This is a genomic window from Pseudomonas sp. PS01270, from assembly GCF_029959775.1.
GTDB lineage: Bacteria > Pseudomonadota > Gammaproteobacteria > Pseudomonadales > Pseudomonadaceae > Aquipseudomonas > Aquipseudomonas atacamensis.
Genome location: NZ_JASCPT010000004.1, coordinates 124429 through 140143 on the forward strand (window position 1 = coordinate 124429; position 15715 = coordinate 140143).

The following is a 15715-nucleotide window of genomic DNA, read 5'->3' on the forward strand; positions in this document are numbered from 1 at the left end:
GCGATCGGACGATCTTTCTGATTACTTCGGCGCTTTCGCTGCTTTGGCGGGCTTCGCCGGCGCCTCGTCAGGTTCTGCCGCTTCAGCTTTTTCGACAGGCTCGGCCGGCGCATTGATCAGCTCCGACAGCGCATCGGGCTGGCTCTTGAATGCCCGGGCGAACACATCACGATTCTTCGCCATGTAGATCCCGGCTTCTTCCACTTGCTGTTCGGTCAGGGACGGAACGGCTTTTTGCAGCACATCGGCCAGATATTCGGCCAGTTCGAGCATTTTGTCATGACGATCAGCTTCGGCTTTATCCATGAACAAGCGCTCCAGATCTCGGCTGCTGCGGTATACCACTTCGACGGCCATTCACCACCTCACATGCCTTCACGTTAAGTTGTCTTGACGACTACTGTATCCATATACAGCGAAAAGGATAAGCGAATCCCTGCGCCATGGGTAGTGGCTTTTCAATGTAGACCGGATTTGGCGTTTGTCAGGGGACGGGGTGGCTGCTATTCGCGAGCAGGCTCGCTCCCACACAAACTCCAGCGGTGCGACCAAACGCCACGGCGCGGGATTTGCGGCGGATCGCCATGATGCGTGGCCCTGAACCTGCATGAAAACCGTTGCAACAAGGCGCGCGCGCAAAACCGTCACGTGCGATACGCATCATCCGCCCGAAACGGGCTAAGGAAACTCATCGTGAAAATAAACTGGGCCGAGAAACTGCGGCGTAACGTGCATCAACTGGCCGAGTCTCTGGGCAACCTGTTCGTCGAAACCTTCCACTATCTGGCGCTGTTCGCCATCGGTGCGGTGACGGCGTGGGCGGCGGTGATGGAGTTCCTCGGCATGCTCGAAGTCGGGCACATCAAGATCGATGACATTCTATTGCTGTTCATCTATCTGGAACTGGGCGCGATGGTCGGGATTTATTTCAAGACCAACCACATGCCGGTGCGCTTCCTGATCTACGTGGCGATCACTGCACTGACGCGCCTGCTGATCTCCAACGTCTCGCACCACAACCCGCCGGACATGGGCATCATCTACCTGTGCGGCGGCATTCTGCTGCTGGCGTTTGCGATCCTGGTGGTGCGTTACGCTTCGTCGCAATTTCCTTCGGTGAAGATCGAGAACCCGCAGCGCAAGCTCGGCACGGGCTCCAGCGAACATCCTGAAGTGGAGAAGGGCGAGCTTTAAAGGCCCGCCGCCTGGCCGGGCTGGCCTTTGACCCGTGGCGGTGGCGGGGTCAGCCCGGCGCCGCTGGTCATGGCTTCGAGAATCGACATGGCGCTGTGACCCTGTTCGATGGCGATGCCGAACTGGATGCTTTGCACCAGCCTCTTCAAACGCTCGGGATCGTTGCGCTGTTCGGCACTGATCATGCGCTTGGCCACGATGCGGCCGGCGTTGGACAGGGTCAGCATGATGCTGCCGTCCAGGCCCTGAATGCTCAGATTGATCTGATAGTCCGGCGCGAAAGCATCGGTAATGATTTGAAATGGGTTGTCCATGATGCGTCACCGCCTGATTGAACGTGCAGTTGTTGACCGGCCATGATCCGATTTGGTTCGCAACACCAGACCACTGGCATCTCGTTCGCTGAGGTTTGCAATGTCCGTTTGCCTCAAGGGTGATGTAGCAAGGGGCATGCCGGAAAAATTGTCGAACAATAAACACGGCGAAAAAAACGGCGAGCCTCGGGGCTCGCCGTTTTTTGTGGCGCGTTTTCAGGGCAGGAATGAGCCGATGATCGCTGACAGTGCAGTCAGGCCGATCAACACTCCACCCAGTTCACCGCCAGCCCGCCGCGCGAGGTTTCCTTGTATTTGTCGTGCATGTCGGCCCCGGTGTCGCGCATGGTGCGAATCACCCGGTCGAGGGAAATAAAGTGATTGCCGTCGCCGCGCAGGGCCATTTGCGTGGCGTTGATCGCCTTCACCGCCGCGATGGCATTGCGCTCGATGCACGGCACTTGCACCAGACCACCGACCGGATCGCAGGTCAGGCCGAGGTTGTGTTCCAGGCCGATTTCGGCAGCGTTCTCCAGTTGCTCCGGTGTCGCGCCGAGGACGTCGGCCAGGCCGGCGGCGGCCATTGCGCAAGCCGAACCGACTTCGCCCTGACAGCCAACTTCGGCGCCGGAGATGGAGGCGTTTTTCTTGCACAAAATGCCGACAGCGGCTGCGCCGAGAAAGAACGCGACGACATCATCGTCAGACGCATCCGGATTGAATTTCATGTAGTAGTGCAGAACCGCCGGAATGATCCCGGCGGCGCCATTGGTCGGCGCGGTGACCATGCGCCCACCGGCCGCGTTTTCTTCGTTGACGGCGAGGGCGAACAGGTTGACCCATTCCATCGCCGACAGGGTCGAGCTGATCACATTCGGTTTGCCGATTTCCAACAGGCTGCGATGCAGTTTCGCCGCGCGACGCGGTACTTTCAGACCGCCGGGCAGGATGCCTTCGTGGTGCAAACCTTGTTCGACGCACTCGCGCATCACTGACCAGATGTGCAACAGGCCCTGACGGATTTCGGCGTCGCTGCGCCAGGCGCGCTCGTTGGCCATCATCAGTTCGGACACACGCAGATTATGTTGTTTGCAGAGGGCGAGCAGTTCGGCGGCGCTGGAAAAATCGTAGGGCAACACCACGTCGCTGGTTGGCGCCACGCCAGATTCGGCTTCAGCCGCTTCGACGATGAAACCGCCGCCGACCGAGTAATAGGTTTGCGCGAACAGCTCGGCGCTTTCGCCAAAGGCGCTCAGCGACATCGCATTGGGGTGGTAGGGCAGGCTCTCGTCGAGCAGCAGCAGATCGCTCTGCCAGTCAAAAGCAATTGAACGTTGACCGGCGAGGGACAGTTGCCCGGTTTCGCGCAGTTGCTGGATGCGTGGCTCGATGGTCGAAGGATCGATGCTGTCCGGCCATTCGCCCATCAGGCCCATGACCGTTGCGCGGTCAGTGGCGTGGCCGACGCCGGTGGCAGAGAGCGAACCGTAAAGGCGGATCTGCACACGTCGCACATCATTGAGCAGATGCTGATCGATCAGAGCCTGGGCAAAGGTCGCCGCTGCACGCATCGGACCGACGGTATGGGAACTGGACGGGCCGATGCCCACCTTGAATAGATCGAAAACACTGATAGCCATGCTAAACCCTTACAAGCAATGGAGTAGGAATCGCTGCCATTTTTTGTCGGACAAGCGCAATGTCGGCGATACTGCCTGCCTCGGTTCGAGGTGACCAACGAAACCTCCTAAGACAGCCTTTAGCAGGACTAAACAATGAGTCGTCAATTGCATGCCCAGACCTATGTCTGGCTGCAGGTGTTTGCCTGTGCCGCGCGGCACCTGTCGTTCACCCGTTGTGCCGAAGAGCTGCACATCACCCCGGGCGCGGTCAGCCAGCAGATTCGCCAATTGGAAGAGCGCTTGGGCTTTCGCCTGTTTCATCGGCGCGCGCGTGGCGTTGAGTTGAGTGCACAGGGGCAGCGGCTGGCGATTACCGTCAACGAAGCCTATGGCAGCATCGATGCGGAATTGCGCCGACTGGACGCGGGGATGATCAGCGGAATTCTGCGGTTGCGCTCGATCCCGTCGTTTCTCGGCAAGTGGCTGACTCCGCGCCTGCCGCGCTTGCAGCAACGCTTTCCGGATATCCAGTTGCGCCTGGTGGCCGAGGACAGCAGTGTGCCATTGCATGAGGGCGATTTCGATCTGGCCATCGACCTTAACGATGGCAGTTACCCAGGATTGTTATCCACAGCCTTGCTCGACGAGCAGATATTTCCGGTGTGCGCGCCGAGCCTGCTCCGCGGGCGCCCGCCGTTGCACGGGCCGGCCGATCTGGTGCATTTCCCGTTGCTGCACGACATCACCGCCTGGCGTGGCAGTTACGAATACGCGGAATGGGAGTTCTACCTGAACGCGATCGGCTTCGAAGGCGCCGATGTGCGACGCGGCCACACCTTCAATCGCAATCACCTGACCATCGAAGCGGCGATTGCCGGCATGGGCGTGGCGATTGCCCGGCGCACGTTGCTCAACGATGAGCTGGAGCGCGGCACGTTGATCGTGCCGTTCGGCTTGTCGGTGCCCAACCATAAACGCTATGTGCTGCTGTATGCACCGGGGGCGTTGAGCCATCCGGGCGTGCGCGCTGTGCATGACTGGCTGGTGGAGGAGGCGGGAATTTTCCGCAGTCTGCACCCGCTGAATGAGCAGCAGATGTGAGCAGATTTTTCTGCGGAGCGGGTCGACCCAACTCCCGACATTAACAGCGGCTCGCTCGGTTGTCCGGCTTTTTTTGCGAATGAATATTTTTCTTTTTTCAGGGGTTGAAATGTTCGCCGCTCGGGCCGATTGTTGTAACCAGGAGGTCAGGAAATTCACTTCAAGGCCTCCAGCGAGCTAGCTGAAATAAGGGATGAACTATGCAAATCCAAGTCAACAGCGATAACCATATTCAAAGCAGTAAGCGACTGGAGGAGTGGGTACGTACAACTATTGAGAGCACGCTCGACCGTTATGAAGAAGACCTGACCCGTGTCGAAGTCCACCTGAGCGACGAGAACGGCGAGAAACCAGGTCCCCATGACTTGCGCTGCCAACTGGAAGCGCGGCCAAAAGGCCACCAACCGATTTCCGTGACCCACAAAGCCGATTCGCTGGAACAGGCGATCGACGGTGCTGCCGAGAAACTCGAGCACAAACTGGATCATCTGTTCGGCAAACTGCGAGGTAAACCACGCGCCGCTGTAGTGCCATTTACCGGCAAGGCCAACGACAAGCTGTTGGCGGAGGAATTTGACGAGAACGAACAGGCAGCGATCAACAGTTGATGCGCTGATTTCACAAGTAACCAAAGGAGAACGGGCCTGCTGATGCAGGCCCGTTTTTTTTGTTTGTGGTGTAGGTGATTGCTCGCAGGGTTTAAGACCGTAGCCCCTCACCCCAGCCCTCTCCCGAGGGAGAGGGAGCCAATTCCGGTTGTTTTCAGGTCCAGCGTTCGGCTCGATATTGCAGGCGAGCGTAAATCGTAAATATACCTCGGTCAGTCCCCTCTCCCTCTGGGAGAGGGTTAGGGTGAGGGGCTTTTGATCTTCAATGGGCTGCGGTCAGAACGCCACCGACGTCTGCACATAAACCGTCCGCGGCTCACCCACGTACTTTCCCTTGTTGTTGTCATCGAACGAGCGTGTGAAGTACTGCGTGTTGAAAATGTTCTTCACCCCCACCGCCACATTCAAATCCGACAGTTGCGGTCCGAAGTCATACCCGGCGCGGCTGCTGAACAGCATGTAGCCGGGGATCTTGCCGGTGCTGCCATCGGCGCTTTCCTTCGAAGTGTTGGCATTGTCGGCGAACTGGTCGCTCTGGAAGCTGCTGTCCAGATTCAGCTTCCATGGCCCTTCGGTATAACCGACGCCAATCGTGCCTTTGTGCTTGGAGGAAAACGGCACGCGGTTGCCTTTGTTCGGCCCGTCCTCGCGGATGGTGGCGTCGACATAGGCATAACTGGCGTAGACATCGAAACCGGCCAGCGCCGGGCTCAAGTCATCCAGCGCGTAATTGACGCTGGTCTCGATGCCCTGATGGCGGGTTTCGCCGCGAGCGATCACCGAGTCGTTGGTCTGGTTGCTTTCGTACTGGTTGTCGAAGTTGATCAGGAATGCGCCGATCTCCGCGCGCAGGGCACCGTTGTCGTAGCGCGTGCCGAGTTCCCAGGTGCGGGCCTTTTCCGGTTTCACTTCGCCGCTGCTCACGCGGTTGGACATCTGGCTGTATTGCACGCTGCCGAACGAGCCTTCGGTGTTTGCATACAGGTTCCAGCTGTCGGTGAGGTGATAAAGCACGTTCAGCGCCGGCAGCGCGGTGTTGTAGTCGCCCTTGTATTTGACGTTGGTCAGGTTGTTGGTCTGTTGCGACTCGATCATCTCGTAGCGCACGCCCGGAGTGATGGTCCATTTGCCGATGTCGATGCGATCATCGACGAAGAACGCGTTGGCCTCGGTACCACCGCGAGTGTCGCGGTCGTTGCGGCTGCTGGTGGTCGGGTATTCGTTGGCGCTGATCGGCGTGCGATAACGCAGTTCGTGGCCGGCCTCGTTGATGTAGCGGTAGCCGACGCCGACTTCATGGCTGCTCGGACCCAGGTCGAAGCCTTGGGCGAAACGGGTTTCCACGCCACGTACCCAATACTCGCGGGGCGACAGCGAAAGGAATGTGCCCTGATCCAGATAACCGCTGCGCAGGGTTTTGGTGAAGAAGGTGTTGGCGGTGAATTCGCGGCGATCTTCCTGATAGCGATAGCCGAAGTTGAACATCGTGCGGCGCCCCCAGAACTGGTCTTTCGGCCGCGTCGATTGATACGGATCGGCATCGTAATCGGCGACGTTGAGACCGCCGGGCATGTCGGCCTTGCCCTCGTAATACTGGGCCATGGCGTTGAAGCTGTTGGCTTCGTCGAGCTGATATTTGCCCTTGAGGATCAGGTCGTCGATCTCGGTATCGCTGTGTTCGCGCCAGTCACCGCCACGGGTGCCGGAGTACAACAGCGCACCACCGAGGCCGTTGGCGTTGGTGCCGCCGGCCAGCAGATTGGCGCTGGTCTTGAAACCGTCGTGGCTCGACGATGGGCTGGTTTCAGTCTGGAACCCACCCTTGACCGTTGGCTCGTCGGGAATCGCCCGGGTCACAAAGTTGACCACGCCGCCGACGTTCTGCGGGCCGTAACGCACCGCGCCGCCGCCACGCACCACGTCCACGGCATCCATGTTGCCCATGCTGATCGGCGCGAACGACAACTGCGGCTGACCATACGGCGCGAACGGCACCGGGATGCCGTCCATCAATACTGTCGAGCGTGCGGCCAGGCGCGGATTCAGACCACGAATGCCGAAGTTCAGTGCCATGTCGTGGCTGCCCGTGCCGTTGTTCTCCGGCGCATTCACACCGGGGATGCGGTTGAGCACATCGCGGGCCTGGGTCGCGCCTTGGCGTTCGAATTCTTCGCGGCGGATCACATCACGCGCCCCGGGGTGTTCGAAGACATTGATCTGCGCCGCATCGCCGAGCCAGTCGCCGACTACGGTCGAGGTGCCCAGCTCCAGCGCCGCGTCAGCCAGCGGTTGCAGGCTGAAGGCATTGTCGCCTTCGGCGCGGGCTTGCAGGCCGGTGCCTTCGAGCAGGGCATCGAGGCCTTGTTGCGTCGTGTAATTGCCCTCCAGACCCCGGCTCTGCACACCGCTGGTGACTTGCGAGCCAAAGGAAATCAGCACGCCGGCTTCACGGCCAAACTGGTTCAGCGCGGTTTCCAGCGACGCCGGGGCGATGTGATAAACCTTGGTCTCGGCGCCCAGCGCAGCGGGCAGGGCGGTGAAACTCAGGCTGGCGCCGAGCAGAAGATTGCGCAGGCTGCGGGCCAGTGGGGTAAGGCGGGTGGGCTGCATGTGGATGATCCTGAGAAGGTGGAATCAAGGGGGCTTTCCTTCTCTGTCACGCCAGATCTGAAAAACGGCTCATGGTTTTGGCGTTTTTTTTACACCCGCGCTTCGACGCTCACCCAATAACGGGTAAAGCGCTTCACTCTGACCGGCAGACTGATCTGCAGCAGGTCGAGAATCCGCTCGCTGTCATCCAGTGGATACGTCCCGGAAATCAGCAAATCGGCAACCTGGCTGTCGCACCGCAGCTGCCCGCGCCGGTAGCGGCCAAGCTCTTCGAGGAAATCACCGAGGCGCATATGAGCGGCGACCAGCATGCCGTCAGTCCACGCACCGCTGTTGGCGTCCAGGTATTTGGGTTCGCTGACGGAGCTGGCAGTGAAACTCAACTGCCGCGCGACCGGCAGCAGCAGGGGCGCGCGCTGGTTGGCGATGAGTTCGACTCGTCCTTCAAACAGCGCGATCTGCGTGCGCTCGGCAAACTGCCGCACATTGAGGCGCGCACCTTGGGTTTTCAGCACGCCGTGTGCCGTGCGGATCTCGAACGGATTTGCAGCGCTCAACAGCATTTCGCCCTCGAGCAGACCAATCAACCGCTGCGCACCGTCAACATCAACCGAGCTGGCGGTATTGAGCTGTAACGAATCGGCACCGCCCAGGCCGATCTCGCGCCGCTGGCCGACCGGCGTGCGGTAATCGGCGAGCAGCGACGGCAACGGCGTGTGCTCGCGCATGCCCCAGGTCGCCGCTGAGCCGGCACCGAGAATCAGCAACATTTTCAGCGCCTGACGGCGGCTGCCGGACTTCGGTCCGTTCAACGCCGCGTGGGCCAACGGCGACGAAACGCCGCGCAAACGCTGATTGACTCGTTGCATGTGTTCCCACGCCCGGCGGTGTTCGCTGTGCGCATCCAGCCATTGTTGCCAGGCCTGTTGCTGGCGCGGGGTCAGCGTGCCCTGCTGCATTTCCAGCAGCCAGTGCACCGCCTGTTCGGCGACTTGCGCGGAGAAATCCGGCACCCGATTCACAGCGCGAAATAGCAGCGCATGGCCGCTTTGTTCAAATGGCGTTTGACCGTGGCCACCGAAATACCCAGTTCTGCGGCGATCTGTGGATAAGTCAGACCATCGATCTGAGCGAGCAGGAACGCGCGTTTGATCTGGCGCGGCAAGCCGTCGAGCAGTTCATCGAGTTCGACCAGTGTCTGCAGGATGATCGCTTTGTGCTCTTCCGACGGCGCGACCATTTCCGGCATCTGCGCCAGTGTCTCGAGGTAGGCGCGTTCCACATCCTGGCGTCGGTAGTGATTGAACAGCACGCGCTTGGCCAGCGTGGTGAGAAAGGCGCGCGGTTCGATGATCAGCGGTGGCTCGCGAGCGGTCAGCACCTTGATGAACGTGTCCTGAGCCAGATCCGCCGCGCTGTCCGGGCAGCCGAGCTTGCGCCGCAACCAGCCGGTGAGCCAGCTGTGATGAGCGTGGTAGAGCGATTCGACGGGTTGGGCGGGCGGCAACGAAATGACTCCGGACGCAAAACTTGCGTAGAGAACGTGCATTAGAGAACAAGAACGGTTCGCATTGTAGAGGCTGGCGACAGTGTCCGGCAATCAGATGCTTTTGCGTATGAGAATATTTATCATTAATATTGCTCGCCTGTAGATTCGGCTTGTCGGCCGAACGTTTCCGTTTCAGGGTCGAAACATGAAAGGCAAACTCGCCACCCTTCCCATGTCCTATCGTCTGGCCGTCACTTCGCGAGTGCTGGCGGCGATTTTCGGCGGCTATCTGGTGGCGGCGCTGGCCAGTGTCACCCTGACGTTGTGGCTGCCGTTGAACCGCGCCGAAGCGGTGGTCACTGGCATGACCGTGTCCTTTCTGGTCTATCTGGTCGCGGTGCTCTGGTGTTTTGCCTGCCGCAGCGCGTGGTCGGCGTGGGTCGGCCTGTTGGTGCCGAGCGTGATTCTCGCCACCGTTTCCGGTGCCGCGCGCGGTCTGGGGCTGGCATGAAAGAGGGCTTCCGGCAGGCGATGGCCTGGCTGCACACCTGGGCCGGGCTGGTGTTCGGCTGGTTGCTGTTCGCGATTTTTCTCACCGGCACGCTCGCTTATTTCAAAGATGAAATCAGCCACTGGATGCAGCCGGAAATCGCTGCACATTCGCTTGATAGCGAAGCGAGCCTGGCGCTGGCGCAAGATTATCTGCAACAACACGCCGCCGGCGCCTCGCGCTGGCTGATCGATTTGCCCGATGCCCGCGACCCCGGCCTGACGGTGCGCTGGCAACAGGCGCCGGGCAAACCCGGCGAGCGCGGCCGCTTCGAATCCCGAACTCTCGACGCTCAGACCGGGGCCGAGGTGCAGGGCCGCGAAAGCATGGGCGGCGAGTTCTTTTACCGTTTCCACTTCCAGTTGCAGATGCCTTATCCATGGGGGCGCTGGCTGGCGACTCTCGCCGCGATGGTGATGTTCGTTGCGTTGATCAGCGGCATCATCACCCACAAGAAAATCTTCAAGGACTTCTTCACCTTCCGCCCGCGCAAGGGCCAGCGTTCCTGGCTCGACGGGCATAACGCCGTGGGCGTGCTGGTGCTGCCGTTTCACTTGATGATCACTTACAGCAGCCTGGTGATTTTCATGTCGATGGTCATGCCGGCCAGCATCGTTGCCTCTTACGGCAGCGACGTGCGCAAGTTCTACGACGAAGTCTTTCCCGCCTCGAAGACGCCCGAGCGCGCCGATGTCGCCGCACCGCTGACCGCCATGGCGCCGCTACTGGCCAAGGCCAGCGAGCAGTGGTCGGGCGGCCATACCGCGCGCCTGTCGGTGAGCAACCCGGGCGATGCCAGCGCCACGGTGGTGCTGTCCCGCGCGGGCGATCGGGTGGTGCATGATTTCGGCCGGGCGGTCACCTTCAATGGCGTCACCGGGCAGCTTCTGAGCAGCACCCCCGATCAACCCATGGCGATGGCGGTGGGTGGCGCGTTCTACGGTTTGCACATGGGCCATTTCGCCGGGCCGCTGTTGCGCTGGATGTATTTCATTTGCGGACTGGCCGGCACGGCGATGATCGGCACCGGGCTGGTGATCTGGCTCGGCAAGCGGCAGCTCAAGCACGTGAAAAGCGCGGCGCTGCCCTTCGAGTTGCGCCTGGTCGAGGTGCTGAATATCGCCAGCATGGCCGGCCTGGTATCGGCGGTGGCGGTGTTCTTTCTGGCCAATCGACTGCTGCCGGTGAGTCTGGCGGGGCGGGCCGATTGGGAAGTGAATGCGTTCTTCATAGCCTGGGGTCTGAGCGTGGTGCACGCGGTGTTGCGTCCGGGGCGCAAGGCGTGGATCGAACAGCTGACGCTCGGCGCCGCGCTGTTTATCGCGGTGCCGCTGATCAATGCGCTGACCACACCGTGGAATCTTGGCGCCAGCCTGATGCAGCGCGACTGGGCACTGGCCGGATTTGATCTGACGTGTCTGGCGATGGGGCTTTTTCTCGGCTGGGCTGCGCGCAAGATGCAGCGTTCGGGCGACTCCGTCAGCGTTCGCAAAGTAAGTCCTTCGCCTCGCTCGATCACAGTCGAACAGGGGGCCAACTGATGCTGCTGGTCCTGTTGCTCACCTATGCCGGCTTCACCGCGTTGTGCCTGTCGATGCCACGTCATCACGCCGAATTGCTCGGCGCCAAACCGTCGACGCGCCGCCGTCAGGGTCTGGCGTTGGCGGGATGGCTGTTGCTGGCGCTTTCGCTGTGGGCGGCGGTCGCGGCCAGTGGCTGGAGTTTCGGTCTGGTCGACTGGTTCGCGGTGCTGATGCTCAGCGCTTTGGCATTGGTGCTGTTGCTGCCGTATCGCCCGCGTCTGGCCATGGCCCTGGCCGGGTTGAGCCTGTTGGCGAGCACGGTCGCCGCCTGGGCGCAGTGCTGAAGTGCTGATCGGTCTGCCGCCGGAATCGCGTGACGATGAAGCGCGTGGCGCGCGTGCGCATTTTCTTCAGGTGTTTCTGTCCCAGCGTGCGCAAATGGAGGCGCTGGTGAATCGGCGCGTCGGTTGTCGGGCGACGGCGGCGGATCTGGTCCAGGATCTGTTTTTGCGCTTCTGGCGTCGGCCGCTGGTCCAGGTCGAAGAGCTCAGCACTTATCTGCTGCGCTGCGCCGGCAACATCGCCATCGATCATTTGCGCAGTGAAGGCACGCGCACGCGGGTCAACGAAGGCTGGCAGCCGGACGAACCCGACAGCCATGGCAGCGAACCCCAGGCTGCGCTGGAGGCCGGTAATGATTTGCGCCATGTCGAGGCGGCATTGCGCGCCTTGCCCGAGCGTACCCGGCAGATCTTTCTGCTCAATCGCATTCACGGGCGCAAGTACGCCGAGATCGCCAAGGCCATGGGCCTGTCCCAAAGTGCCGTGGAAAAACATATGATGCGCGCCCTCGAGGCCTGCAAGGCCAGCCTGCGCGACCCCGCGCCACGCCTGCCAGGGAAAGCACCGTGAAGCCATCAAACCCGATCACGCCGACAACGGCCCAGGAACAGGCCGCGCTGGCCTGGCTGAGCCTGTTGCACGACCGCCCGAGCACTGGCGATCAGCTGACCTTCAGCCAATGGCTGCGCGCCGATCCGGCCCATGCCCAAGCGTATGCGCAGGCGCAGGTGATCTGGGAACTCAGCGAAAGCCCCGCGCGCACGCTGGCCGATGAAGATGCGCTCGCGATGCAAGGTTATCTGCAGGCGATGGACGCCCCGCGTCGTTCGCCGATGTTGCGTTGGTCGGGCGCGCTGGCCATGGCCGCGTGTCTGCTGTTGATGGTCAGCCTCGGCACGGGGTGGCAGGCGCAACGCTGGCTCGACGATCTGCGCGCTGATCATGTCTCGGCACCTGGGGAAATTCGCACGGTGACACTGGCCGATCAGTCGCAAGTGACGCTGGATGCCGACAGCGCGATTGTTGTGGATTTCAGTCATGGCCAGCGCCGCGTGAAATTGATCAGAGGCGCTGCTTTCTTCAGCGTCACCCACACCGGCGATCCGTTTGTGGTGGCGGCGGAGCAGGGCGAGGCGCGGGTGCTCGGCACCCAGTTCGAAGTGCGCCGGCAACCTCATGGCGCGCAAGTGACGGTGTTGTCCGGACGTGTCGCGGTGACGGCGGACGAGCACGGCCAACAACAGATTCTCACGGCCGGCCAGCAAGTTGCTTATGCCGACGGCACTGCGGAAAAACTGCATGCCGTGGACAGTGAAGCGCAACTGGCCTGGCGTCAGGGTTGGCTGACCTACTACAAGACCACGCTGGCCGATGTCGTCGAGGATCTGCGCCGCTATTACCCGGGGCGGATTGTGCTGCTCAACGATGAGCTGGCGGCGCGCAAGGTCAGCGGCAGCTTTCCGAGCAAGGACCCGCAGGCGGTGCTCAATTCGTTGCAGGGCGTGTTGGGGTTTGAGCAGCATCGGGTGTTGGGGCAGCTGATTATTCTGCGCTGAGGCTGCCGGCCTCTTCGCGAGCAGGCTCGCTCCCACAGGGAACGCATTCCAAAGGTGGGAGCGAGCCTGCTCGCGAAGGCGTCAGCCCAGGCAACAAATCCCCCCGCAAAATATTTTCAAATTAAAGGTGAGGTAACCCCGAGCCCCATCCGTGTAGTGACTGAAACTGCGAGCCATTCGCATCCGTTGCGGTTCTACACAGGTCATTGAGCAATGAAGTCCAGGGCAAAATCCGGTTCGGTCAAACAGTGGTTGGGCATGTCGGCGTTGAGTTTTTCCGCGTTGGCATTGCTGCCGATGAGTATCGCGCTGGCGACAGAAGCGGTGAGCAATCAGGCGCAACAGCAATTCAATTTTGCCCTCGCCGCCAAACCGTTACCGCAGGCCCTGAGTGACTTCAGCCGTGTGACCGGGCAGAGCGTGGTCTACACCGACGAAGCGCCGTACGGCCTCAATGCTCCGGCAGTCAACGGCCAGATGAGCGCCGAACAGGCCCTGCAACGCCTGCTCGGCAACTCCGGCCTGAGCTTTCGTCGCACTGACAGTCACACGTTGGCGCTGGAGCCGATGCCGACCGCAGGCGCGCTCAATCTTGGCGCAACAACGATCACCTCGACGCGTGACGAATCGATGAGCTATCAGCCGCCGGAAACCAGTTCGGTGATGCGCTCATCGGCGTCGCTGCAAGAAATTCCGCAGACGGTCAATGTCATCCCGGCGCAGGTCATTCGCGATCAGGCGCCGCGCAATCTAGACGACGCGCTGGCCAATGTCAGCGGCATCACCCAGGGCAACACCTTGGGCAGTACCCAGGACTCGGTGATGACTCGCGGTTTCGGTGACAACCGCAACGGCTCGATCATGCGCGACGGCATGCCGCTGGTGCAGGGCCGTGGCATGAACGCGACCGTGGATCGCGTCGAAGTGCTCAAGGGCCCGGCCTCGTTGCTCTACGGGATTCAGGATCCGGGTGGCGTGGTCAACCTGGTCAGCAAGAAGCCGGAACTGACCCAGTACAACGCCGTGACCGTGCGCGGTTCGACCTACGGTGACGGCAAGAACGGCAGCGGCGGCGCCTTCGACAGCACCGGCGCGCTGGGCGATTCCGGCTTCGCCTATCGCATGGTCGTCGATCATGAAGACGAAGATTACTGGCGCAACTTCGGCACCCATCGCGAGACGCTGATCGCACCGTCGCTGGCTTGGTACGGCGAGCGCACCAAGCTGCTGTTCGCCTACGAGCACCGCGAATTTCTCACCCCGTTCGACCGTGGCACCTTGATCGATCCGCGCACCAACCATCCGCTGGATATCTCGCGCAAACAGCGTCTCGACGAGCCGTTCAACGACATGGAAGGGCGCTCGGACCTCTACCACTTCGAAGCCGACCATGAACTCAACGACGACTGGAAAGCCCACTTCGGCTACAGCTGGAACCGTGAAACCTACGACGCCAGCCAGGTGCGCGTGACAGCGATCGACACCAACAAAGGCACACTGACCCGGAGCATGGACGGCACGCAAAACGCGATCAGCACCGATCGTTTCACCACCGCGAGCCTCGAAGGCAAAGTGAATGTGCTGGGCATGCAGCATGACTTGGTGTTCGGCGTTGATGATGAATACCGCAAGATCTATCGCGAGGATCTGATCCGGCAGAAAAGCCTGAGCACGTTCAGCTATCTCAACCCGGTCTATGGTCGCGAAGTGATGGGCACTACGGTGAGTGCGCCCGACAGTGCGCAGACCGATAAGCTGCGCAGCGATTCGCTGTTCCTGCAGGATTCGATTCACCTCAACGAGCAGTGGATTCTGGTCGCCGGCGGCCGTTTTCAGGAGTACGACCAGTACGCCGGCAAAGGCGTGCCGTTCAAGGCCAATACCGACAGCAATGGCCAGAAGTGGGTGCCGCGCGCAGGGCTGGTGTATCGCTACACCGACGCGCTGTCGTTCTACGGCAGCTACACCGAATCGTTCAAACCCAACTCGACCATCGCCCCGCTGAGCGGCAGCAGTACCGTGCTCGACGGCAGCATCGCGCCGGAGGAAGCCAAGTCGTGGGAGCTGGGTGCGCGGCTGGATATGCCCGGCAGCATCACCGGCAATATCGCGTTGTTCGACATCAAGAAACGCAACGTACTGGTGGCCAATTCCGAAGGCCCGACAACGATTTACAGTGCGGCAGGCGAGGTGCGTTCACGCGGGCTGGAAGTTGACCTGAGCGGGCAGCTCAGCGAGCACTGGAACCTGATCGGCAGCTATGCCTACACCGATGCCGAAGTCACCGAAGATCCGGAATACAAAGGCAAGCGCCTGCAAAACGTAGCGAAAAATTCCGGCTCGCTGTCGGCGGTGTATGACTTCGGCAATGTGTTTGGCGGCGATCAGTTGCGTGTCGGGGCGGGCGCGCGGTACGTCGGTGAGCGTGCCGGCAACGCGGTGAATGATTTTGACCTGCCGAGCTACACCGTGGCGGATGCGTTTGCCACTTACGACACCACGGTTGAGGGGCAGAAGGTCAAGTTTCAGTTGAACGTGAAGAACCTGTTTGATCGCACCTATTACACCTCGTCGGCGAGCCGCTTCTTTGTGTCGATGGGGGATTCGCGGCAGGTTTCGCTTTCCAGCACGCTGGAGTTTTGAGGCAAGATCAAAAGCCCCTCACCCTAGCCCTCTCCCTGTATGTACCGGACACATGGTGGACAGGTGTTCGGAGACATGGTGGACACTTTTTAATAGGCACATTGCTCATCATCAAGGAAATGACCTGTGTCCTGGCAAGAGGCATCCACCATGCAACTTCGTA

14 protein-coding genes and 1 pseudogene are annotated in these 15715 nt (G+C 60.9%); 9 read left to right on the forward strand and 6 right to left on the reverse strand.

All coding sequences use genetic code 11. The features are described 5' to 3' along the window. Positions 1-117: 117 nt before the first annotated feature. Positions 118-357: pseudogene (locus QMX86_RS02970) on the reverse strand (YebG family protein); the annotation flags it as partial. A gap of 336 nt (positions 358-693) precedes the next feature. Between QMX86_RS02970 and QMX86_RS02975 the strand changes: the two are divergent. After that, positions 694-1194 (forward strand): phosphate-starvation-inducible PsiE family protein, encoded by a 501-nt coding sequence (locus QMX86_RS02975; RefSeq protein WP_039759287.1) that lies wholly within the window; start codon positions 694-696, stop codon positions 1192-1194. Here the strand turns inward: QMX86_RS02975 and QMX86_RS02980 are convergent. Next, a complete protein-coding gene (locus QMX86_RS02980) occupies positions 1191-1508 on the reverse strand; it encodes a DUF3509 domain-containing protein (RefSeq protein ID WP_016771632.1) in 318 nt (105 codons plus the stop codon). The two genes, QMX86_RS02975 and QMX86_RS02980, sit on opposite strands and share 4 nt — an antisense overlap. 263 nt (positions 1509-1771) lie before the next feature. Then, positions 1772-3148 carry an L-serine ammonia-lyase gene (locus tag QMX86_RS02985; RefSeq protein ID WP_071174428.1) on the reverse strand — a complete coding sequence of 459 codons (1377 nt, stop codon included), beginning with the start codon at positions 3146-3148 and terminating at the stop codon, positions 1772-1774. Positions 3149-3283: 135 nt separating this feature from the next. Between QMX86_RS02985 and QMX86_RS02990 the strand changes: the two genes are divergently transcribed. Beyond that, positions 3284-4231, forward strand: a complete 948-nt coding sequence (locus QMX86_RS02990; protein ID WP_282386101.1) for a LysR substrate-binding domain-containing protein — start codon at positions 3284-3286, stop codon at positions 4229-4231. A 200-nt stretch (positions 4232-4431) separates the two neighbouring features. After that, positions 4432-4839, forward strand: coding sequence for an HPF/RaiA family ribosome-associated protein (locus QMX86_RS02995; protein ID WP_016771629.1), 408 nt, complete (start codon positions 4432-4434; stop codon positions 4837-4839). Between the two features lie 276 nt (positions 4840-5115). Here QMX86_RS02995 and fecA read toward each other — a convergent pair whose 3' ends face one another. The 3 genes from fecA to QMX86_RS03010 all read right to left on the reverse strand — a co-directional run bounded on the left by fecA (position 5116) and on the right by QMX86_RS03010 (position 8998). After that, the gene (gene fecA, locus QMX86_RS03000) at positions 5116-7449 is read right to left on the reverse strand and encodes a TonB-dependent Fe(3+) dicitrate receptor FecA (RefSeq protein ID WP_282386102.1); all 2334 of its coding nucleotides are present in this window, start codon (positions 7447-7449) and stop codon (positions 5116-5118) included. Positions 7450-7538: 89 nt separating this feature from the next. Next, on the reverse strand, positions 7539-8471 hold the full coding sequence (locus QMX86_RS03005; RefSeq protein WP_282386103.1) for a DUF4880 domain-containing protein: 933 nt from the start codon (positions 8469-8471) through the stop codon (positions 7539-7541). Beyond that, a complete protein-coding gene (locus tag QMX86_RS03010; RefSeq protein WP_282386105.1) occupies positions 8468-8998 on the reverse strand; it encodes a sigma-70 family RNA polymerase sigma factor in 531 nt (176 codons plus the stop codon). Before QMX86_RS03010 ends, QMX86_RS03005 begins: the two co-directional genes overlap by 4 nt. Before the next feature lie 145 nt (positions 8999-9143). Here QMX86_RS03010 and QMX86_RS03015 point away from each other — a divergent pair, with 145 nt between their 5' ends. The 6 genes from QMX86_RS03015 to QMX86_RS03040 all read left to right on the forward strand — a co-directional run bounded on the left by QMX86_RS03015 (position 9144) and on the right by QMX86_RS03040 (position 15552). After that, positions 9144-9449, forward strand: coding sequence for a DUF3649 domain-containing protein (locus QMX86_RS03015; protein ID WP_041479671.1), 306 nt, complete (start codon positions 9144-9146; stop codon positions 9447-9449). Further along, on the forward strand, positions 9446-11029 hold the full coding sequence (locus QMX86_RS03020; protein ID WP_282386107.1) for a PepSY-associated TM helix domain-containing protein: 1584 nt from the start codon (positions 9446-9448) through the stop codon (positions 11027-11029). The genes QMX86_RS03015 and QMX86_RS03020 overlap by 4 nt, the downstream gene beginning before the upstream one ends. Further along, entirely contained in the window at positions 11029-11355 is a 327-nt protein-coding gene (locus tag QMX86_RS03025) for a DUF3325 domain-containing protein (RefSeq protein ID WP_282386109.1), read from the forward strand. The genes QMX86_RS03020 and QMX86_RS03025 overlap by 1 nt, the downstream gene beginning before the upstream one ends. Position 11356: 1 nt before the next feature. After that, entirely contained in the window at positions 11357-11923 is a 567-nt protein-coding gene (locus QMX86_RS03030; protein WP_016771621.1) for an RNA polymerase sigma factor, read from the forward strand. Then, positions 11920-12909, forward strand: a complete 990-nt coding sequence (locus QMX86_RS03035) for a FecR family protein (protein ID WP_282386111.1) — start codon at positions 11920-11922, stop codon at positions 12907-12909. The genes QMX86_RS03030 and QMX86_RS03035 overlap by 4 nt, the downstream gene beginning before the upstream one ends. Positions 12910-13122: 213 nt before the next feature. Continuing rightward, positions 13123-15552: a TonB-dependent receptor gene (locus tag QMX86_RS03040; protein ID WP_282386888.1), complete on the forward strand. Its 2430-nt coding sequence runs from the start codon at positions 13123-13125 to the stop codon at positions 15550-15552. Positions 15553-15715: the final 163 nt, after the last annotated feature.

Bases quoted from the DNA above. Each gene is read 5' to 3' on its own strand.
- QMX86_RS02980 (WP_016771632.1), bottom strand. From the start codon at position 1,508: ATGGACAACCCATTTCAAATCATTACCGATGCTTTCGCGCCGGACTAT.
- QMX86_RS02985 (WP_071174428.1), bottom strand. From the start codon at position 3,148: ATGGCTATCAGTGTTTTCGATCTATTCAAGGTGGGCATCGGCCCGTCC.
- QMX86_RS02990 (WP_282386101.1), top strand. From the start codon at position 3,284: ATGAGTCGTCAATTGCATGCCCAGACCTATGTCTGGCTGCAGGTGTTT.
- QMX86_RS02995 (WP_016771629.1), top strand. From the start codon at position 4,432: ATGCAAATCCAAGTCAACAGCGATAACCATATTCAAAGCAGTAAGCGA.
- fecA (WP_282386102.1), bottom strand. From the start codon at position 7,449: ATGCAGCCCACCCGCCTTACCCCACTGGCCCGCAGCCTGCGCAATCTT.
- QMX86_RS03010 (WP_282386105.1), bottom strand. From the start codon at position 8,998: ATGCACGTTCTCTACGCAAGTTTTGCGTCCGGAGTCATTTCGTTGCCG.
- QMX86_RS03015 (WP_041479671.1), top strand. From the start codon at position 9,144: ATGAAAGGCAAACTCGCCACCCTTCCCATGTCCTATCGTCTGGCCGTC.
- QMX86_RS03020 (WP_282386107.1), top strand. From the start codon at position 9,446: ATGAAAGAGGGCTTCCGGCAGGCGATGGCCTGGCTGCACACCTGGGCC.
- QMX86_RS03025 (WP_282386109.1), top strand. From the start codon at position 11,029: ATGCTGCTGGTCCTGTTGCTCACCTATGCCGGCTTCACCGCGTTGTGC.
- QMX86_RS03040 (WP_282386888.1), top strand. From the start codon at position 13,123: ATGAAGTCCAGGGCAAAATCCGGTTCGGTCAAACAGTGGTTGGGCATG.